Origin of the sequence: uncultured Gimesia sp. (genome assembly GCF_963976445.1) — a bacterium.
In the GTDB taxonomy this organism is placed as follows: domain Bacteria; phylum Planctomycetota; class Planctomycetia; order Planctomycetales; family Planctomycetaceae; genus Gimesia.
Genome location: NZ_CAXBKP010000002.1, coordinates 482,832 through 502,114 on the forward strand (window position 1 = coordinate 482,832; position 19,283 = coordinate 502,114).

General features: G+C 48.5%; 11 protein-coding genes. 1 reads left to right on the forward strand and 10 read right to left on the reverse strand.

Annotated elements, in window-relative coordinates; genetic code table 11:
• Positions 1-55: 55 nt before the first annotated feature.
• The 9 genes from AAC022_RS04315 to map form a co-directional block, all read right to left on the reverse strand.
• A complete protein-coding gene (locus AAC022_RS04315; protein ID WP_339728348.1) occupies positions 56-754 on the reverse strand; it encodes a GntR family transcriptional regulator in 699 nt (232 codons plus the stop codon).
• Between the two features lie 16 nt (positions 755-770).
• Positions 771-2,075 (reverse strand): DUF1552 domain-containing protein, encoded by a 1,305-nt coding sequence (locus AAC022_RS04320; protein ID WP_339728350.1) that lies wholly within the window; start codon positions 2,073-2,075, stop codon positions 771-773.
• A 93-nt stretch (positions 2,076-2,168) separates the two neighbouring features.
• Entirely contained in the window at positions 2,169-6,428 is a 4,260-nt protein-coding gene (locus AAC022_RS04325) for a DUF1592 domain-containing protein (protein WP_339728353.1), read from the reverse strand.
• A gap of 252 nt (positions 6,429-6,680) precedes the next feature.
• A complete protein-coding gene (locus tag AAC022_RS04330; RefSeq protein WP_339728355.1) occupies positions 6,681-7,658 on the reverse strand; it encodes a hypothetical protein in 978 nt (325 codons plus the stop codon).
• 86 nt (positions 7,659-7,744) lie between these two features.
• Positions 7,745-9,163 (reverse strand): SBBP repeat-containing protein, encoded by a 1,419-nt coding sequence (locus tag AAC022_RS04335; protein WP_339728357.1) that lies wholly within the window; start codon positions 9,161-9,163, stop codon positions 7,745-7,747.
• 45 nt (positions 9,164-9,208) lie between these two features.
• A complete protein-coding gene (locus tag AAC022_RS04340) occupies positions 9,209-10,825 on the reverse strand; it encodes a N,N-dimethylformamidase beta subunit family domain-containing protein (RefSeq protein ID WP_339728358.1) in 1,617 nt (538 codons plus the stop codon).
• 80 nt (positions 10,826-10,905) lie between these two features.
• A complete protein-coding gene (locus AAC022_RS04345) occupies positions 10,906-11,796 on the reverse strand; it encodes an acetamidase/formamidase family protein (protein WP_339728360.1) in 891 nt (296 codons plus the stop codon).
• A gap of 71 nt (positions 11,797-11,867) precedes the next feature.
• Complete coding sequence (locus AAC022_RS04350; protein WP_339728362.1) at positions 11,868-14,045, reverse strand: GDSL-type esterase/lipase family protein; 2,178 nt, start codon at positions 14,043-14,045, stop codon at positions 11,868-11,870.
• A gap of 226 nt (positions 14,046-14,271) precedes the next feature.
• Positions 14,272-15,063, reverse strand: coding sequence for a type I methionyl aminopeptidase (gene map, locus AAC022_RS04355; protein ID WP_339728364.1), 792 nt, complete (start codon positions 15,061-15,063; stop codon positions 14,272-14,274).
• Between the two features lie 214 nt (positions 15,064-15,277).
• Here map and rlmB point away from each other — a divergent pair, with 214 nt between their 5' ends.
• Positions 15,278-16,063: a 23S rRNA (guanosine(2251)-2'-O)-methyltransferase RlmB gene (gene rlmB, locus AAC022_RS04360; RefSeq protein WP_339728367.1), complete on the forward strand. Its 786-nt coding sequence runs from the start codon at positions 15,278-15,280 to the stop codon at positions 16,061-16,063.
• 22 nt (positions 16,064-16,085) lie between these two features.
• Here rlmB and AAC022_RS04365 read toward each other — a convergent pair whose 3' ends face one another.
• Positions 16,086-19,247, reverse strand: a complete 3,162-nt coding sequence (locus AAC022_RS04365; RefSeq protein ID WP_339728369.1) for a multidrug efflux RND transporter permease subunit — start codon at positions 19,245-19,247, stop codon at positions 16,086-16,088.
• Positions 19,248-19,283: the final 36 nt, after the last annotated feature.

A 19,283-nucleotide genomic window follows, 5' to 3' on the forward strand; every position in this document is an offset into this window, starting at 1 on the left:
AAACATCTCCGCCACAGAGAAACAGCGCACTCTAACCAATTTCATAACGATCCATTCAAGCCAGGTCGTCCATTTCCGGCAACCACTTATACCAGCCTTGAATATGATTCTGAATCATTTCTCGAATCGCTTCACCCTTTCCAGCACGCAGGGTTTTGATGAGCTCTAAATGACTCTCGATCGTAATCTCTCTTACGCGTCCCGTCAATTGTTCGTGTTTCCGATGTAATGCAGCCAACCATAATTCTAAAGAGGGACGTAACGATCGCCAGGCCGCGATCAACCGGGGCCGTCGACTGGCTTCGACGATCAGTGAATGAAATTCCATGTCGAGCTGGCTGATTTCGGCAACACTGTTCGTGTTTTCCATCGCTGCCACATTCGCTTCCCAGGCAGCATAATCGGATTCCGTCGCACGCGCTGCTGCATGAACCGCCAGCATGGGTTCCACCGCTAACCGCAGAAAATAAAGATCTTCAAAGTCGGCAGCCGTCATCGAAGTAACATGTGTTCTCCCCCGATCGTCAAACTCAACGATTCCGTCTCGCTCTAGAATCAGCAGCGCCTCGCGTACGGGTGATCGGCTCACCCCCATCTCGGCCGCCAAAACGGGTTCCGTTAACATAGCCCCCGGTTCATAAAGCCCCTGGATAATTTCCGTGCGCAACCGCGTCTCGACTGCTTGTGTTAAAGTCTGACGTTTTAACTTTGTCTTGAGCGGTGATCGTCCCTTCGACAAATCATTCGATTCCATATTTAAAATGTCCTGTTTATATTTCTGCGAGTCGTTCAGTCGAATCGCCGAACTGATCGAGATGTAAGCCACACTTATCCATCAGCGACAAATACAAGCTACACATTTTGCGGTTGGGTTTGTCGAGATAGTCGAGCACACGACCGGTTTCCAGTTTGCCGCCTCCCCGACCGAGAATCACAACCGGCAACTTGGTTGCATCATGACTGCCTGTGAGCATGCTGCTGCAATACATGATGATAGAGTTATCTAATGCGGTTCGGCTTCCTTCCTGAATTGCATCCAGCTTGCGTGCCACATAAGCAACTTGCTTCAAGAAAAACTGATTGACCTTGAGCCAATCGTCGGACTCCTGATGCGACAGCAGGTGATGAATCATATAGTCAACACCCAGGTTAGGAAATCGCAGAGAGGAGTGATCGTTATTGAGTTTCAATGTACAGAGTCGTGTGGAATCAGTTTGAAATGCGAGTACCAGAATATCACACATCAGCCGCATATGATCGGCAATATCCTGTGGAATGCCATCAGCGGGGCGCGGAATATTTGGTTTCTCGAGTGCAGGCCGCCAGCCTTGCAGTTCTCCCCGCTGGCCGGCACGCTCGATGCGTTGTTCCACTTCGCGTACGGAATTGAGATATTCATCGAGCTTCTGGCGATCGCTTCGGCTGATTCCACGCCGCAGGTCTTTAGCGTCAGTTAACACGGCATCCAGAACACTCTGATCGCTTTTGCTGGCATCCTGTCGAAACAGGCGATCAAAGGCGAGTGCCGGATAGACTTCCAGTGGAGTTGGCGACGTTGGCGAACTCCAAGAAATATGACTGCTATACAACATCGAATAATTTTTGTGAACGGACGGATTCGATTTTTCACACCCCAACACCAGACTGGGTACTTTTGTTGTCTGGCCGTAATGTTTCGCCAACAGTTGATCAATGCTGATGCCACTTCGAATCCCCCCGCCTGATTCCAGTGGTGCCCCGCTCAGGATGTTTCCGGTTTGAGAACTGTGAATATTACCTTTAAGTGCTTGTTCATTATACAAACCACGAATGAAAAGTAGCTTTTCACGAAACTCAGTGAGCGGCTCCAAAACAGGACCAAGCTCCATCGACTTCCCTGCCCCCTTGGCCCACCAATGTTCTCGATGAAATCCGTTACCAGAGAAAAGAGCAGCAAAACGAACAGGAGCCTCTCCCTTCACGGAGGTCGTGCCTGCCTCTTCTCCCCAAACCCGTAGTGACTCCAACCAGGGCAGAGACATGGCAACACCGAGTCCACGCAGCATAGTACGCCTGGTTGTCAAATAAGCAGACATGGAATTACTCCTTGGTTTTAGAAAACAGGTTATTGTTTTGTAAAATGTTCTTTAATCATTCTAAAGAGCTGAATTCTTTCCGACGTGGAAGAGTTATTCAGTTCCAGAAATACTGCTCAGATATTTTTGGTCTGCACCTCGAATCATGCGAAACTGTGGGCTCAACACGATCGTCTGGATGGCTGTCGAAATTCGATACTCGTTTTCAGTCATTTTTTGTAAAACATCATCTAATAACGGTTCGTCTGAAAGTTGGACCGAGCGGCCCAGTGAATAGCCCAACAGTCGACGATGAAACGTTCGTAGAAAATCGTCTCGGCGAGTCGTCAGCAGATAATCACGCAACCCGTCAACACCACTCACCTTGGTGCCATCGGGAAGCACTGACGAGACATTAATCTTATGACCGCCGGTATCTTTAGTTCTTAACCGACCAATACTGTCAAATTGCTCCAAAGTAAATCCAAACCCATCGATGCGTTGATGGCACTTCGCACAACCGGGGTTAGAACTGTGCTGCTCAATCAATTGCCGCTCAGTCAGGTTCTTGGGGACTTCTTCAGGAAGCACAGGAACATCCTTGGGAGGTCGAGGGAGTTTCTCACCAAGCAGGAATTCCGAGACCCAGTTCCCGCGTAAAATTGGACTAGTTCGCGAGGCACCTGATTGTTTCGATAGTGTCGCAGCCATCGCAAGTATTCCACCGCGCGACTGTTTCTTGACTCCTTCGATCCGCTCCCACTTCTTTTTTTGCTTCATGCCAGACAGACCATAAAAACCTGCCAATCGTTCATTCACAAAGGTGTAATCGGCATCCAGAATTTCCATTACGGAACGATCCTGCTGAAACATGTTTGTAAAGAAGCGAATCACTTCTTCGTACATGTCGCTTCGCAAATCTTTGAATTCCGGAAAATGCCGCTGACTTTTTTCATCAAACTGATCAAAGTCTCGAATGTGTAACCACTGACAGCCAAACTCAATCGCCATGCGGCGCATCTTCGGATCATGCAGCATACGCAGTACCTGTGCCTGCAATATCTCGGGTTGATGCAGTTTGTTCTGGGCAGCCAGACTTCTTAGTTCCAGGTCTGGTAACGATGACCAGAGAAAATAACTCAACCGCGATGCCAATTCCCAGTCACTGATCGATGTCGGTTTTGTCCCCGGCGAAACCTGTTCGCTACGGTACAGAAACGTTGGCGAAACCAGCACTCGCGCCAGCAGCATTTGTACCGCCTCTTCGTGGGAAAGATCCAGCTCCCGAAAATGATTATAAAGCGCTGATAATTGCTCTCTCTCTACAGAAAGCAAAGGACGTCTCCACGCTTGCTCGGCAAAATCCAACACCGCATTCACATGCACAGGTTCTGTTTTTAATTGAAGCGTTTTAAACTCGTTTGCACGCTGCAGAATCCCTTTCCGCATCGGTGTGAATGCACTGGGATCTGCATCCTGTGTCGCAAACTGCCATAACTGTTCATAGGCATCAACCTGAATGAGTGGGGAACGACTGACATAGTGGAGGTCATTCCACAGCTTATTCAGTTCCGCGACTTGATCTTCATTCAACATCAGTCGCTGCAGATGATCATCCTCACGATAGAATAACGTCAACGTCACCACTTCATCGACGGGTACAATCTTTGTGTAACACAACGCCACTGGAAACAACTGACGAAATTCATCAAACTGTGCCAGCACCAGTTGTTTCACTTTACTGTTTTCGGAAACCAGGATTGGTGAAACAGGAATGACCGCTTTCTCACCATCGGACCAGGTTGATTTGCGACCGGCTCGTTTAATGGAACCCGCAGTCAGACTCGCCAGTTGCTCTGGCTTGTCCTGCATAACTTTCAGCTGAACGGTGCCTTGGGAACTCGTTTTCGCATGCAGTCTTCCTGTAACGACAAATTCGTAACCTTCTACCAGGTCAGCAGGAATAACCAGTTCCAGCATAGAGGGGGCCTGTACACACAGATCCGAAGGCGGGATTGTCAGACCAAGTGGGTGCTTTCCAAATAGAGACGGATCCAGACCATACTTTGAAGTCGAATCGGAAACAGCGGCTGCTTGGGGATCCGTCAGTAATTGTTCGCGGACCGATGAAAAGAACGGGCCATTCAGTGACGTCAGTTGCCGATAGAGTTTGACATCGGGTGAATCAGCGGGCAAATCTCCCGGACCTTTTGAAATGAGAGACTGCAACTGATTAGCCAACTGTTTCTTGAGTTCAACACTGGGAGCTACCTGCCATCGAGCCAGTAAAGAACCGACGGGAATGCTGGCCTCCGACTTGCCGTCGTCCGGTTCACTATAAAAATGCCAGACAGCCTGATTTCCCTGCTGATCGGGGTGAGGATTGCCCTCTAATATTTTGGGGGACACATCTTTAGCCAAGTTCCATTTCGCTTTGCTATTGCTTTCAGAAAGGATTGTTAAATCAATGGCAGTTAAATCACAAGAATGATTTCCATCACGTGGCCCAATGCTCAAAGAAAGCAGGTCTCCCTGTCGGACGACAAGCTTCTTAAATGGTCCCAGCGCCGCTGCTTTTGCAGAATCAGCAGTTCCGGACGCAAGTAACTGACGGGTTCCGCCGCGATGAAGCACGAGGCGCCACGTCACCCCATTCCCACAGCCAATATGCGCCCGTTTCACATGTCCTGTCACCGTAACGGCACCAGCAATGGGACTTTTCCAACCTACCGCAACGCGTAATTTTGGAGTGGGATGAACGGCAATGCTGTGCGGCTGGACTTCGCCCGGAATTCGTGCACTCTGATCTGAAGAATTTCCAACGACACTCAACGCATTCTCACCAACCCAGCCTTGGATGAAATCGTAATTTTGAGCCCGCTCTATTTTTCCGGTAATATAGGAATCAATGCGAACCGGTTGTTGATGCATTCCAAGATAGGAAAGCCAGGCTTTCAATACCACGCGATCCATTCCATGCTTCTGCGCCAGGAGATCCAGTTGACGTTCATCTGTCGACTCCCCTGCTTCAATAGCTGCATTTAGGCTCGCTGCTGTATTCTCCAGAAGCTTGTCACGGTAAGTCGAAAGAACAGATACAACCTTCCTCACATCGCGAAGAGGCAAATCGGGCTGGCCGGACGCAACAAATCGTGCCTTTTCCCAGACGGCAAAGTCGTCTTTGTTTCCATCCCCGGCAGTCGATGTTACCAGATACAATGAAAGATCTTCTTTCACTTTCCCTGCGGGTATTTTGATGCGAAACTCCTGTTGCGTGGCAACGGGTTGCACGGGAACCTGCCAGGCAACAGGGCCATTACGCTTACCAATGTGTCCGACCGTTGTTAATCGCCAGAGTGCCTGCTGCCACTGTGCAATGGCTGTTACAAGTGCGGAAACATCATCAGGTGTCGCTGTCTTCCACTGTGCCCGAATGAGATCGAGCACACGTGAAGGAGCCGTGTCATTGAGCGAAGTCCAAAGTGTACGTAAATATTTTTCGTTCAAAGAAAGCTCGCGCGCGACATCACTAATTGTTTTCTTTCCCGACTGCAGTGCTTCACGTTCTAGCAGCGTCGCTCGTAAATATTTTTCGAGAGGCAGCCCCCCGCCTCCATTTGTTTCGAATCGGATTCCCTGCAAATTGACCGCAGTACCACTGTGACTCTCCGTAAACCGCGCATAAAATTTGCGAATCGCGGCCAGTTTTTCATTCGTCCAGTCTTGACGGGATGTCTGATTGGAAAACTCAATTCCATCGGGCAATAACACGGCGTGTTTTGCAATCCCCTTTGCTGCTTCAAGATATTTTTGAACCAGTGCCGGAGACATCACCAACGAATTTCCCACATTTGTAAATCCCTCGCCGGCAGCACTGTCCACCGGAAATTCTTTGGCAGGCTGCAGAGAAACACCAGTTAAATCTTGAATCGTATAGGTATACTCGGCATTGTTTAAACGCCGTAATACAACAGGGCCTGGATCACCGGCGTTGGCTTTGGCTTCAGTATCTAATACGGACTGGACCCAACTGCGTAGCGATTGCAGTTCTGTCTGCGTTGGTTGTGATTTTGCGTCCTTCGGCGGCATTTCACCATCATCCAGCATCTCCATCACGCGCTGCCAGGGGACAACATCCTGCCGGATTTGATTCACCGTCTGAAATCGCGCAAGGTCCAGTTCTCCCTGCTTTTCGGATGCGCTATGGCATTGGTTACAATACTTTTGAAGAACCGCCTGTTGTCTGGTTTGAAATTGAGTCTGCAACGAAGCAAAGCGTGCTTGAATTAAATCAGTTGACTCCTCAGCGGGAGAGTATACGGACGCTGAGACCAGCAGCACGGGGATTAAAAGCAATCGCAAGCCATCATTCATGAGCATCTCCGCCTGAGATTTCAATTATGGGAACTCATTACATAAAGAAAAAGTGATATTATCGCCTGCCCGCAATAATGTCGACTGTCGACAGGACTGTCAAGGTTGCAAGTTCTTTTCGCCGAAATCGTCGAATGATGTGCGCAAGAAAATGTAATTAGCGCACTGACCAGACACCCTTATCCTCTTACTAATATTAAACTTACATACAGAATGTAACTCTAATCATAGTAGCAATCAATTCTGATACAGTTAGGGAGTCCCTGCAGGTTTGGCACGAATCAAATGCAAAAATGGTTTTGCTTCAGGCCAGCTGCGAACTTCAGCCAGTTTGTCCGCCGGAACTTCAATCGACGTGAAATAATCGATCGATATCTGATCGTCGAACTTGCCTTCCAGATATCCAAACGGAATATTTTCGGCATCCTGTTCTGGTGTTCCGTTTTTGATCCGAGTAGGAATATACAGGCTCCAGAATTTTTGTGGGTCCTTCTCAGTCAGTAAATCGGTAAATCGCTGTTTAACGTTCTGACTGGCGGGAGAATCATCAAGGTTTCGATGCACGAGAATTGCCTGATAGGCCAGCATCTTGTTCCAACTTTTTTCTGTAACCACATAATGAGAAAAATGCAAACGGTCATCAAACCCCAGATGCAGGGGATTATATGGTGAAGCTGGCAACTTCTTTCCAGCAGCCAGCATATCTTGCATTTTACGAGCATCTTTATGGCGAACCGCATACATGAAGTGCATACCACTGAATGGGGTCGCCCAACCATTTTCCCGCACGGAATCTTTCAGGCGGATTATCACATCACCATACCGGGGTGAACCATGCGGCGGCCCAACGCTGGCAAAGACCGCATCAAAAGCACCGTACAGCATATTTTCAATGGCCGGCGTTGTATGGCTTAAGGGATCGTGCTGTAATCTTTCTTCAATTTTTAATGAGACGAGTGCCTTCTCTTTCAACACATGCCGCAGATTTTCAAAGTGTAAGCGATTGATAATCGGAGCTGGCTTTTCTTCAATCACTTTCAGCAATTCTTGTTCTGCTGCAGAGAACGGCGATAGAAACAGTTCAAATTCTGCCATCGTGCATTGAGAACTGATCTTCAGCCATTTATTGAGTTTCTTTGCATCCAATGGACGCTGAAACGGCAACACATTAATTGCCTTGCGCCGCGTCTCGGCCAGAGGTGCACCCGCCCGCAGTGATTGCTGTATCACTGGTTTTTCAACGACGGATTGTGCAAAACCAGACGAGAAATTGGCTGTAACAATACAAAGAAATATTAAAACACGAACTCTCATCATTACTGGCTCAATTTAATTAAAAAGATGTCGTTGCTGCCACGGCTTTTCAACTGATGACTCTGAAACTGAGTTGCTGGAGAAAAGGCCCCGGAAATGAAACAATGGTTATTTTGATCGACGGCAATCGCATAACTTAAATCACTTTTAACACCTCCCAGCATTTCCAGCCAGTCAAGTTTTCCTTCTGGCGAGAAACGCGTGACAAAAATATCCCGGCCTCCCAGCTGAGTCAGGTGTTTTCCCACGAAGTTCACATCATCGGTAAACTCCCCCGTCACATAACAGTTGCCAACTCGATCGACAGCGATACCCAGGCCATAATCGATTTTTTCGCCTCCCCCGGAATACGCCCAGGCGGGAGTACCATTGGCGTTGATCCGGGCGACAAAAATATCATAGGCCCCCTTGCTCTTAAGAGTTACTTTGCCAAACTTTGCCTCATTTTTAAACATCCCCGTCAGATAGCAGTTCCCCTGCGCATCAACGGCGACGCCCGTGCTCAATCCATTCGCCTGTCCCCCCGAGTTAGTGGACCAGACCAACTTGCCGGTCGGCGACAACTTTATCAGTGCAATATCCTGCACTTTGGTATTCGTCCCCACCATTTGGCCGTCCAGTTCCACTAGCCCTGTGATAAAACCGCAGACATAACAATTCCCAGTTTGATCCACAGCGATCTGATGCCCACTCTGACTGCGTCCGTCTCCGGCCAACTTACTCCAGAGCACTTTTCCATCGGTATCATATTTGGCAACGAACAGCGAACGCCCCTGCTTATTTTTTGATTGGGAATCACCAAATGTGACTTCGCCAGCAAAAGAACCGGCGACATAACAGTCTCCTTCTGGTGTCACTGCAATGCCGTGTCCATAATCATATCCGGCCCCTCCTGCGCTATGCGCCCAGAGCAGTTTTCCTGCTGGATCATACTTTGCGATGAAATAATCATAGTCTCCCCGATTTTTGAGTGTTTGATTTCCAATCTGCAATGTAGGACTCTGAAAGTGACCTGTCACATAAGAATTCCCCGCCTGATCGACGGCTACCGCATACCCTCGATCAATCTCAGCTCCCCCCGCCGTCTGCAGCCAGAGCAGTTCCCCCTCGGGATTATATTTTGCAAGAACAAAATCCATCTTTCCCTGACTGATCACACTTTGGTCAGCGAATTGTGCCTGATCGGTGAACTCACCTGTCACAAAGCAATTCCCTTCCCCATCAACTGCGATGCCGCGAATTTTATCGTGCTTACTGCCTCCTGCCTGCTTAACCCAGAGGATGGAACGGGGAGAACTTTCTGTAGCCCCCTTTTTGTTTTCCCCCGCCATAGCAATGCCTGCGAGCCCCGGACCACTGATCAGTGACATTGAAAATAAAATAAACAAATGTGTTACACTCAAATGGTGAATCGAATTCATGGTAGGCCTTCTTATTTCAATGTAGATTAGTTTTCGGTGGTTGATTTAGGAATTTGAGAATCGGTCGATGACATTGCGAGTAATGCGTGAGACCTTCTCATCCACCAACATCGACGTGATCCAGCAGATGGAGCCCACAGAAAAGACTTCTCCTCCCGAGGGGGTCTCAAAATGAACCATATCCGCGCCTCCCTGATCCGGGTTCGTTCCTTGCGCGACCAGATGGACTTCGGGCGGTGAACTGGCTGAGATTTTATCGGTCTCATGTCCGGAAGCGCCCCCCGGAATCCGCATATGTTGGCTTTCCGTGCCAAACAGATCATCTTGTTTTAAGTCTGTTCTCTCAAAACACCAGTGCTGATCATCGATGACCTTATAAGGCGCCCCAGTCATAATACCAGCGAAAGAGAATGCGACACCCAGTAGATTGGCCTCGGACTCCTGTCGCGCGTGATAACGACTTTCATAGGTCGACTCCGATTCCGGAATCGGCGGATCCATCGCCAAACCGCACCATTGAGTGCAATCGGTGTTGTGATAGACGACCCGATGGTCGTCTAGAAATTCGACTTCACAATTCAAGCCATTGCCTCCCAGATAAATCAACCGTCCTCCTGATTCAAACACCCAGGTTTTTAGCCAGTCATACATCTGTTTCGACCAATATTCCGGATGCGAACTCAGAATCAGGACTTTGTACTCATCAAGTGGAAGCTGGCCAAAATGAAACTGGGACTCACTGTAATAATCGTAAGCAACACCCTGCTCTTCCATCCAACCCAGTAGTCGCCACTCCGAATGCAGCATACCACATCCCATCCGGCTGTAAATGGGATCGCGGAGTTGCTCGTTCAGATCAATGTGTAAATATGGCTGAGGCCGTTCCAGTGACAAAGGGGGATATTCTTCAACATAATAGGCTCCGAAAGAAGGTTTGAGGTATCTCCTCAATTCCTGCCGACTATTGACGATGGGAGTCGGTGGCAGTCCTTCCGGGTTGAGATAATTACTGCGCCCACCGAAACTGTTGTACGCATTCCAGGTGAGATCGCTGGCAAGAATTGCCACATCAGACTGTGGTGTTTTTGGCGCAACGACCCAGGGATAGGTGAAAACATCTCCCGATTGATTACTTAGATGGAACATATACAAGCCAGACTGTTCTGGTGCGGCTACGGTTTGTTTCTGAGTAACTGTTCGATAACCAACGTTGTTCCAGTCAACGCCATTCCGTGTGTAATCGCCGTCAGGTGTAATCTGCAGATTCGCCAACGGTGCATGATCGTTGAACGTGCCAATCCGCCGGACGTATTCTTTTTCTTTCCCATACCGCCACAATTCCAGACTGTATTCTGAAGTCGAGTGCACGCGGAACTCCGAAGACTCCCCCGCGCTCACACACCGAGGCCAGGCAAATCCATATAATTTTGTTGACAGTAATCGAAACTGATAAACCTGCCCCGGTTCAACCTGAATTTGAACTCGTTTGGCGCAATAATCCCGGTGCTGCAGGATCACCTCATACACGCCGGCGGGAAGATCAAGAATCACGGCTCCAGAAGCGGTAGATCGTGTACTGAAAAATTGACCATCCGCTTGAAACTCGATGGCCACATCGTAGAGAGCCCGATAATCTTCGTCGCTGACATATCCAATGAGCATTAAACCGGTTCCGGTGACTGATGAGAAATCATGCTGTGAGCCGCAATATACATAATAAGAAAACGAGCTATAGGAGAAACTCAGGAAGGATGCGCAACATATTGTTTTGCAATTTTAACGGCCAGACCACCGCCTTCATAATAGCCCATTGAGATTTCCGCCACATGGGTCAGCAAATCATAGGCCCGCCAGCGATCCCAGCCATAATCGGCTTCCATCCAGAGAATCATCTGGGCAAAGGCCTCCGCGGTAGCACGTTCCATTGGAGTTCCACTGGCGACGGTAATGATCTCTTCAGGTGATTCAATTCGTGGCCCGGCTATCTTGTTCCCTTTCACCAAGTCAATGGTCAAGGTCGTTTGAGCCGCCATCTCCAGTCCCGTCGCAGACAGCTCTCCCTGCCCCATTGCCGCATGCGCATCCCCCAGATAGAGCAAGCCACCAGTTACATACACCGGTAGATACAGCGTGTTTCCCACAGTCACTTCTCTGATGTCCATATTACCGCCATGGGGGCCTGCTGGCATCGTGCTGGGCATCCCATATGCAGGCGTTGTCCCAATACACCCCAGCATCGGTACATACGGAATCTTGATGTTCTCACTCCAGTAAACAAACCCGTCGTGTATCGGGCAGACGTGTGCCCCACTCGGCACATCCGTCCCCAGCCATTGACAGAGTTGTTTGGGATTGCCCGTGTAAGTTGCACATTGCCCATCGCGAGACTCAATTGCTTCGATTCTGATCGCCAGCATATCACCGGGCTCAGCCTCTGCTACATAGACAGGCCCGGTCACTGGGTTACTGAACGGCACTTTGGCTCTATCTCTATGATCGCCGGCCTTACGAATCTGCCCCGAAAGTGCATCTTCGGTTTCGACCCGAATCGTTTCACCCGATTCGATCCTTAATCGAGGTTCCTGCAGACGATTGAATTCATAGTTGAATGAGTCAAGCGAAAGTTGTTGCATCACCGGTAAGCCTTGCTAAAGATATATCAGATTGCTGCAAGATCCACATCAAACATCCCTTGGTGATGTTCTTAATCCAGTTGTGAATGCAACCATTGTAATAGTATCGCTTCTGCGTTTGCTGTTTGCTTCGGTTTCCGGTCGACAAGTGTCAAATCTTGCCCTCGGACCAGTTGTCGCGTGAGTCGATCATACACGGCATCAGAATTTTCACTGTCAAAAACGTCTGGATGAAAGACCACACAATCCCAGCCTCCCTTTCCGAAATTAAGCGAGTAGTTCATCGTCCAGATAGAACTGTGAATGAATTCTTCCTGTGAATCGGCTTTCGCTGTTCGCGGAATCGCCAAAAGCACCAAGTCAGGTCTTTGGGAACGAATCATTGCTTTGGCATCGGCTTCGATTTGTCGACGTGTCTTTCCTTCCGTCTTCCAACTCGTCACTTGCAGTTGTGCTTGAGGAGCGATTTTTTTGATCGCCGATTGAATCATCTGGTCTAATGGTGGCATCGCGATGATTTGGATGGGCTGATTGTGTTTGAGTAGTGATTTCGTACGTGGAATGGCTGACACTGGTGGCTCGACCTCAGCCAGAGTAATCTCTTTTCCGGTGATTGATTCGGCAATCAACTCTGCCATTTTTTTGTGGCCAGCCATATTCGGATGAATTTCATCACTCATCATCAACCGCCACGCCAATGCATCTTGATCCCGTAATGCATTGAGTTCTTTGTTATTGTCGCAAACCGGCACCTGCATTTCCCGGCCGACCTCTCTAATCACTTTGCAATATTGAGCCAACTTTTCTGCAGGACGGCTCTTTGTCGTAATCACAGCATTCGGCGTGCAGAGTAACACCTCTGCCCCGATCCCACGGCATTGTTGAATAATCTTGTGCAAATTCTCTCTAAATTGTTTCAATGGAACTCGGGTCATATCATTCAATCCAAACATCACCGTGACCAGATCGGAGTGCTGCTTCAAGACATCTCGGTCAATCCGTGCCAACGCATTGACCGTCGTATGCCCGCTGATACCGGCATTGACCATTGTCAGGTCTGCCACAGGAACCGCTTGCTTTAATGCAATCCCCAACATATCGGTGTAAGCACGTCGGCTGCCTGTGTGGTAATAAACTCCGGTGACACTATCTCCAAAACAGACAATCTTCACGGGTTTCGCCGAATTCAGTTTTTCCAGCGTTTTCGGCAGCCCCGTCTGTAAAGAGACTTTTTTGTTCGAGTCTGTGAACCAATCCTTAGGAACATCCAGCGTCCAGACTTCGCTATTGAGAGGCTGAGCATGTCCGCCTGCTAACCAAATCTTGTCTTGGAACACAAAAGCCGAGTGCTCATGACGGGCTTTCCAGACCACATTCGATTTCAGTTGTGTCCAGTTCTTCCCGTCCTGTGAATACCAGGCATCATTTTTATTTTTCGCAGGATTATTGGACCAGCCTCCGATGACCCACATCCGGTCTCGATAAACCACCGTTGAAAACCATAAGCGCTCCTGCCAGGGAGCTTTGGCTGTTTCCTGCTTCCAGTGAATGCCATCTTCAGAACTCCAGACATCATTGGTCGCATGATATTCCGGCGTATAATTACCGCCTCCAAAGACATAGATTTTTCCATTCAACACCGCGGCCTGATGATAGGCCCGCGGTGACCATCCGGCGTTCTCTGTCGCCCGCGTCCAAGTTTTCCCATCGGCAGAAGACCAGACATCATTCTTCAGACTTTTTTCATCGCCAAAATAATAATTTTCGGTCCCCCCCAGCAGCCACATTTTCCCTTTAAATTCCACAAGTGCCGCTGCTGCGCGAGGCGTCCAGGCAGCCTGCTTTGTCACTAGACCCCATTGTTTTCCATCCACTGAAGACCAGACCTGATTTCCAGCCGAGTGCCCTTTGAGCCGGCCGTTATACCAGCCTCCCATCAGCCACATCTTGTCTTTAAAGGTGATCGTCATCGGCAGATCGCTGTGAATCCACGGCGCCTGTTTCGTCACAAGCTTCCAGTTCTTCCCGTCTGATGAATTCCAGACATCACGTGGCGGCGCTTCAAAAGAATTGAACCAGCCGCCAAATATCCACAGTTGATTCTTGAAGACAAGTTCGCCTTGGGAATCACGCGCCTGCCAACCCGCTTTTTCGGTGACTTGAACCCAGTCCAGCTTTTTTTCTTCGGCAAAGAGTGAACTGGTAAGAAACAGGAATGAGAGTGTTATCAGGAGGGCTTGTCGAATCATGCTGGCTCCACGTACTGGATTCTCTGGAGGAAAGAAACATGCGAGGCGCAATGAAAGAGTCTGCGTATCTTCTACGATACCCGTTTTTTTCGCGTCGTTGCAAGCCAGTGCTGCCAACAAGATCTAGAGAACAACAATAAATATAAATTTCGCTTAGAAGCAAAATTCACCAATGTGACAAATTCTGGGACGCAGTGGAAGATCAAGCACACCAAAATCTGATGGCTTAAAATTGATGACCGGGCTGAGGCCCCTCTTTGGTCAATGTCAATATTTCAGGACCTGCTTCCGTCATCAGAAGGGTATGTTCGAACTGCGCCGACAATTTGTTGTCTTTAGAGCGAACAGTCCATCCGTCGTTACGATCTTCCACAGTCTTCCAAGTGCCTGCATTCAGCATTGGTTCAATCGTAAAACACATGCCTGGTAGCAGAAGATCTCGCTCTGATCCTGAAACCGGATAATGTGGGATACCGGGATCGGTATGAAATTCCCGGCCAATCCCATGCCCCTGATATTGTCGAACCACGCCATAACCCAATTCTGTAGCGTAGTTGTAGATTACTTCACCAATCTCGATCACACTGGATCCAGGGTGAAGTGCATTGATGGCCAGAAACAGCGAATCAAATGTCACTTGCACCAGCTTGCGTGCCTCGTCTGATACATCGCCAATCAAAAAAGTTTCCGACTGATCTCCATACCAGCCATCAACGATGCTGGTAATGTCGACATTGACGATGTCTCCCTCTTTGAGAACGGTATCATCAGGAATCCCATGACACACCACTTCATTGATGCTGATACAGCAACTTTTTGGGAACCCCATATACCCCAGGGTTGCCGGTGTATGCCCATGCGAAACGGTATAATCGTGTACAATTTGATTGATCTCTTCTGTTGAAATTCCTGCTTTCACAAACGAACGCAGATGATCCATCAATTGTGCATTAAACTGGGACGCAATTCTCAATCGTTCCCATTCGAATGGTTTATATATGACTTCATTTCCGGACAAAATAAACGCCTCTATGTCATTTTCAGTAATAAACTGTTACTAATTCACTATTACGTATCAGGAGCGGTTTGATACTGATATTCGAGTTGAATGCACCGCACCATTTTACAAAACCACTTCTAGACGAAATGGCTCTCTTGCTCAACATTAGTCACTCTTGTTTTTGTTGAGTAAGACCTCATTCATAGAATAATCAACTTTTAAAAGAATTCCTATGGTCGGAAAGCCTTCTAAAGTAAAGAAAAGCAAGCCCTTATTGGGAAACCATCAGAAATGCTGGATCTGGGGTCGAAATGCAGTGATGGAAACCTTATCTGCCGGGTTCTGGCAAATCTGGGAATTACACCTGTCGGAACGATTACAAGCCGATGAAAAACAGGCCGCTGAAGAACGAGCACAACAACTCTCAATTCCAGTTGTGATTGCTTCAGACAAAGATCTCAGCCAAAATTGCCGTGCCAGCGATCATCAAGGCATGATTGCAAAAATGGCACCATTTCCCTATTCCTCTGCATCCGAAGTGATTCAACAAAAAACCGCAGCGCCGCTGTTTCTGATCTTGGACCGAATTCAGGACCCCTATAATTTTGGTGCCATCGTTCGCTCTGCCGAAGTCTTGGGGGCAAATGGAATTTTCGTCGGAACAGATGAACAATGTGAAGTCACTAGCCTCGTCTGCCGCACCTCGGCTGGTGCAGTGAACCGTATCCCGATCGCAAAACTCTCTGACCTTGTTCAATTTTGTCGTAACTTGAAAGAAGCAAACATTTCAATCGTGGGCACAGCAATGCAGGCGCCAGAGATTCTTCCAAGTCATGATTTCCAACAACCAACAGCGATCATCGTTGGTAATGAAGGCAGCGGAATCAGTCAGACGCTTCTTAATGAATGCTCTCACCTGGTCCGGATTCCACAACAGGGAAACACAGAATCACTCAATGTCGCGATTTCCGCAGGCATCCTGCTGTATGAAGCCAGTCGCCAGCGCAATTTCACTTAAGGAACGATTCTGTTTTAATTCTTTAAGCTGTTGGCGTTGCGGAACTGGCCGTCCCCTCTTCATCAGGAACTACTGGTTTACTCCCTGAGACCCACTCACTGATTTTCTGAACGATCACATACATCACCGGCACCATGACCACACCAAAAAACGTGGCTGCAGACAATCCTGCAACGACCGCTGTCCCCAGTGCCTGTCGGCTGGCAGCGCCCGCACCAGAAGCAACTGCTAATGGAACTGCGCCTAAAATCGCACTGAAGGCGGTCATTAAAATCGGACGGAAGCGCAGAAAACAGGCTTCCACCGCGGCATCCGTAATCGATTTGCCTGCTTCGCGTTGCAGTTTGGCAAATTCGACAATCAAAATCGCATTTTTACTAGCCAGTGCTATCAGCAGAACAAATCCAACCTGTGTATAGATATTATTGTCAAAGCCGCGCAACATTGTGGCGAAGATCGCACCGAAGATTCCCAAGGGTACAGACAGAATCACGGACAGTGGAATCGACCAGCTTTCATACTGAGCACATAAAAACAGATATACGAAAATCAGCGCCATCGCAAAAATGTAAGGCGCCATATTTCCGGCCGCTATCTGCTGATACGCAATTCCCGTCCACTCATAACCGAAGCCCTCCGGCAATACTTCATCTGATAGTTGCTCCATCCGTGTAATTGCTTGTCCCGAACTATAACCCGCGGCTGGATTCCCGGTGACTGCAGCGGTGGGGTACATGTTATAATGATTGACTTCCTGTGGCCCCGCTGAATTATTGACTTTGATCAGAGTATGCAAAGGTACCATGTTCCCCCGACGATCACGTACCTTGAGCCGGGTGATATCATCAACCTTACTGCGATAGTCTTCCTCGGCCTGTACCATCACTTTGAAAACACGGTTGAATAAGTTGAAATCATTCACATATGCGGAGCCTAGTTCGGCTTGCAGCGTATTAAAAATCGAATCGAGAGGGACGCCCATTTTGATCGCTTTTTCACGATCAATATCCAGATAAATTTGAGGCACAGTGGCACTGAAACTGGTATTTAATCCTGTCAGCAGCGGATCAGCATTTCCCTGATCCATTACATCTGTTACCGCCATCTGCAGGACATCAGAACCAGCAGAATCCTTGTCCTGAATCTGGATCTGGAACCCCCCCGCATTGCCCAGCCCCTGAATCGCCGGAGGAATGAACGGGAAGGCAATCGACTCTTGGATCTGTGCCAGTTCCACGTGCAGGCGCTTGACTAAAGCAAAGACATGCAGTTCCGGGGATTGCCGTTTATCCCAGTTTTCCAAAGCAATGATTGTGGTGGAATAATTAGAAGCATTTGAGTTATTCAACATTGAAAAGCCGCCCATCGTAATCACATGGGTGACGGCAGGTGTTGCTGCAGCAATTTTATTGATCCGGTTTTGAACTTCCCGGGTCCGACTTAATGAAGCCCCGTCGGGTAACTGGGTATTAATGAAAATATATCCCTGGTCTTCATTGGGTAAAAAGCCCCCTGGTACCGACACGAACCCCACGCCCGTTGCTCCGAATATGACAAGCAACGGGATTATCATGAAAAACGCGCGTCTTACAAAAACCTTGACCATACTAATATACATGTTGAGTGAACGATCAAAGCACCAGTTGAAGCCACGAAAGAAAAGCCCCCGTCTTTCTTGCGTCGGTCGGAGCAATATTCCGCACATCGCGGGGCTCAGCGTCAACGCACACACGGAAGAAAAGAGTGTGGCAATCGAAATCGTCAAAGCAAACTGACGATACAGCCGACCTGTGATTCCCGGTAAAACCATCGTAGGCACAAACACGGCCAGCAACACGAGTGTGGTTGCGACCACGGGGCCGGTGATTTCAAGCATCGCAAGTTCCGTCGCCTTTTTAGGAGAACATTTTTGCGTATCCAGAATTCGGGTCACGTTTTCGACTACCACAATCGCATCATCAACCACGATCCCGATCACCAGCACAATCCCAAATAATGAGAGCGTATTGATCGTATACCCCATCGCCAGCATGACCGCCATGGTTCCCAAAAGGGATACGGGAATCGTCACTGCAGGAATCAGTGTCGCTCTGAAATCCTGCAAAAAGACAAAAATCGTGACAAAGACCAGAAACAGTGCGATATATAAAGTAGTCTCGACCTCATCGATGGAGGCAGTGACGAACTCTGTGGAATCGTACGGAATTGAATATTCAAGCCCTTGGGGAAAATCCGCTTCCAGTCGCTTCAATACCTTTCGACATTCATCAGCTACACTCAGCGCATTGGCCCCTGGTAACTGATAAACGGCAACCAGAGCAGCCGGTTTTTCATCGAGCTGTGAATAACCATTATAACTCTGGGCTCCCAGCTCGACCCGGGCCACATCTTTGATTTGTGTAATCTGCCCTTCTTCACCGGTCTTAATAATAATATCAGCAAATTCTTTAGGGTCAGATAAACGCCCCAGGGTTGTCACAGTCAATTGAAAGTCCTGATCAACAGGACTCGGCTCCTGCCCAATTTGTCCTGCAGCCACCTGCACGTTCTGCTGCCGGAGTGCGTTCACGACATCGGTTGTAGTGATGTTGCGGGTATCGAGCTGATTGGGATCCAGCCAGATTCGCATTCCGAAATCCAGCGCATTGACCACATTCACATCACTGACGCCATTAATTCGCTTCAGTTCATCGTTGATGTAGATTGATGCATAATTACTGAGGTACAAGCCATCAAAGGTTTCATCAGGTGAATTTAAGGCGATCACCAAAGTCATATTGGTGGACTTCTTCTTGGTCGTCACCCCTTCGCGTTTCACATCTTCTGGCAGTGTGGGATTCGCAATTGCTACCCGGTTCTGGACCAGCACGTTCGCCATATCCAGATCGGTGCCGACATCAAAGGTGACCGTCAATGTCATATTGCCGTCACTTGTACTGCTCGAAGACATGTAGAGCATGTTCTCGACGCCGTTAACCTGTTCTTCAATCGGGGTTGCCACCGTATCCGCAACCACTTGCGCATCGGCACCACGATATGTTGCAGTCACAGCAACCGTAGGCGGGGTAATGTCCGGATATAATTCTATCGGTAACAGAGGCAGTGCTATCGCACCGACAATCGCAATCACAATGGAAATGACACTGGCAAAGATCGGATGATAGATAAAAAACCGGGAAAACATCGTCGTCCGTTTCGTTAAAAAATATCAGAAACACAA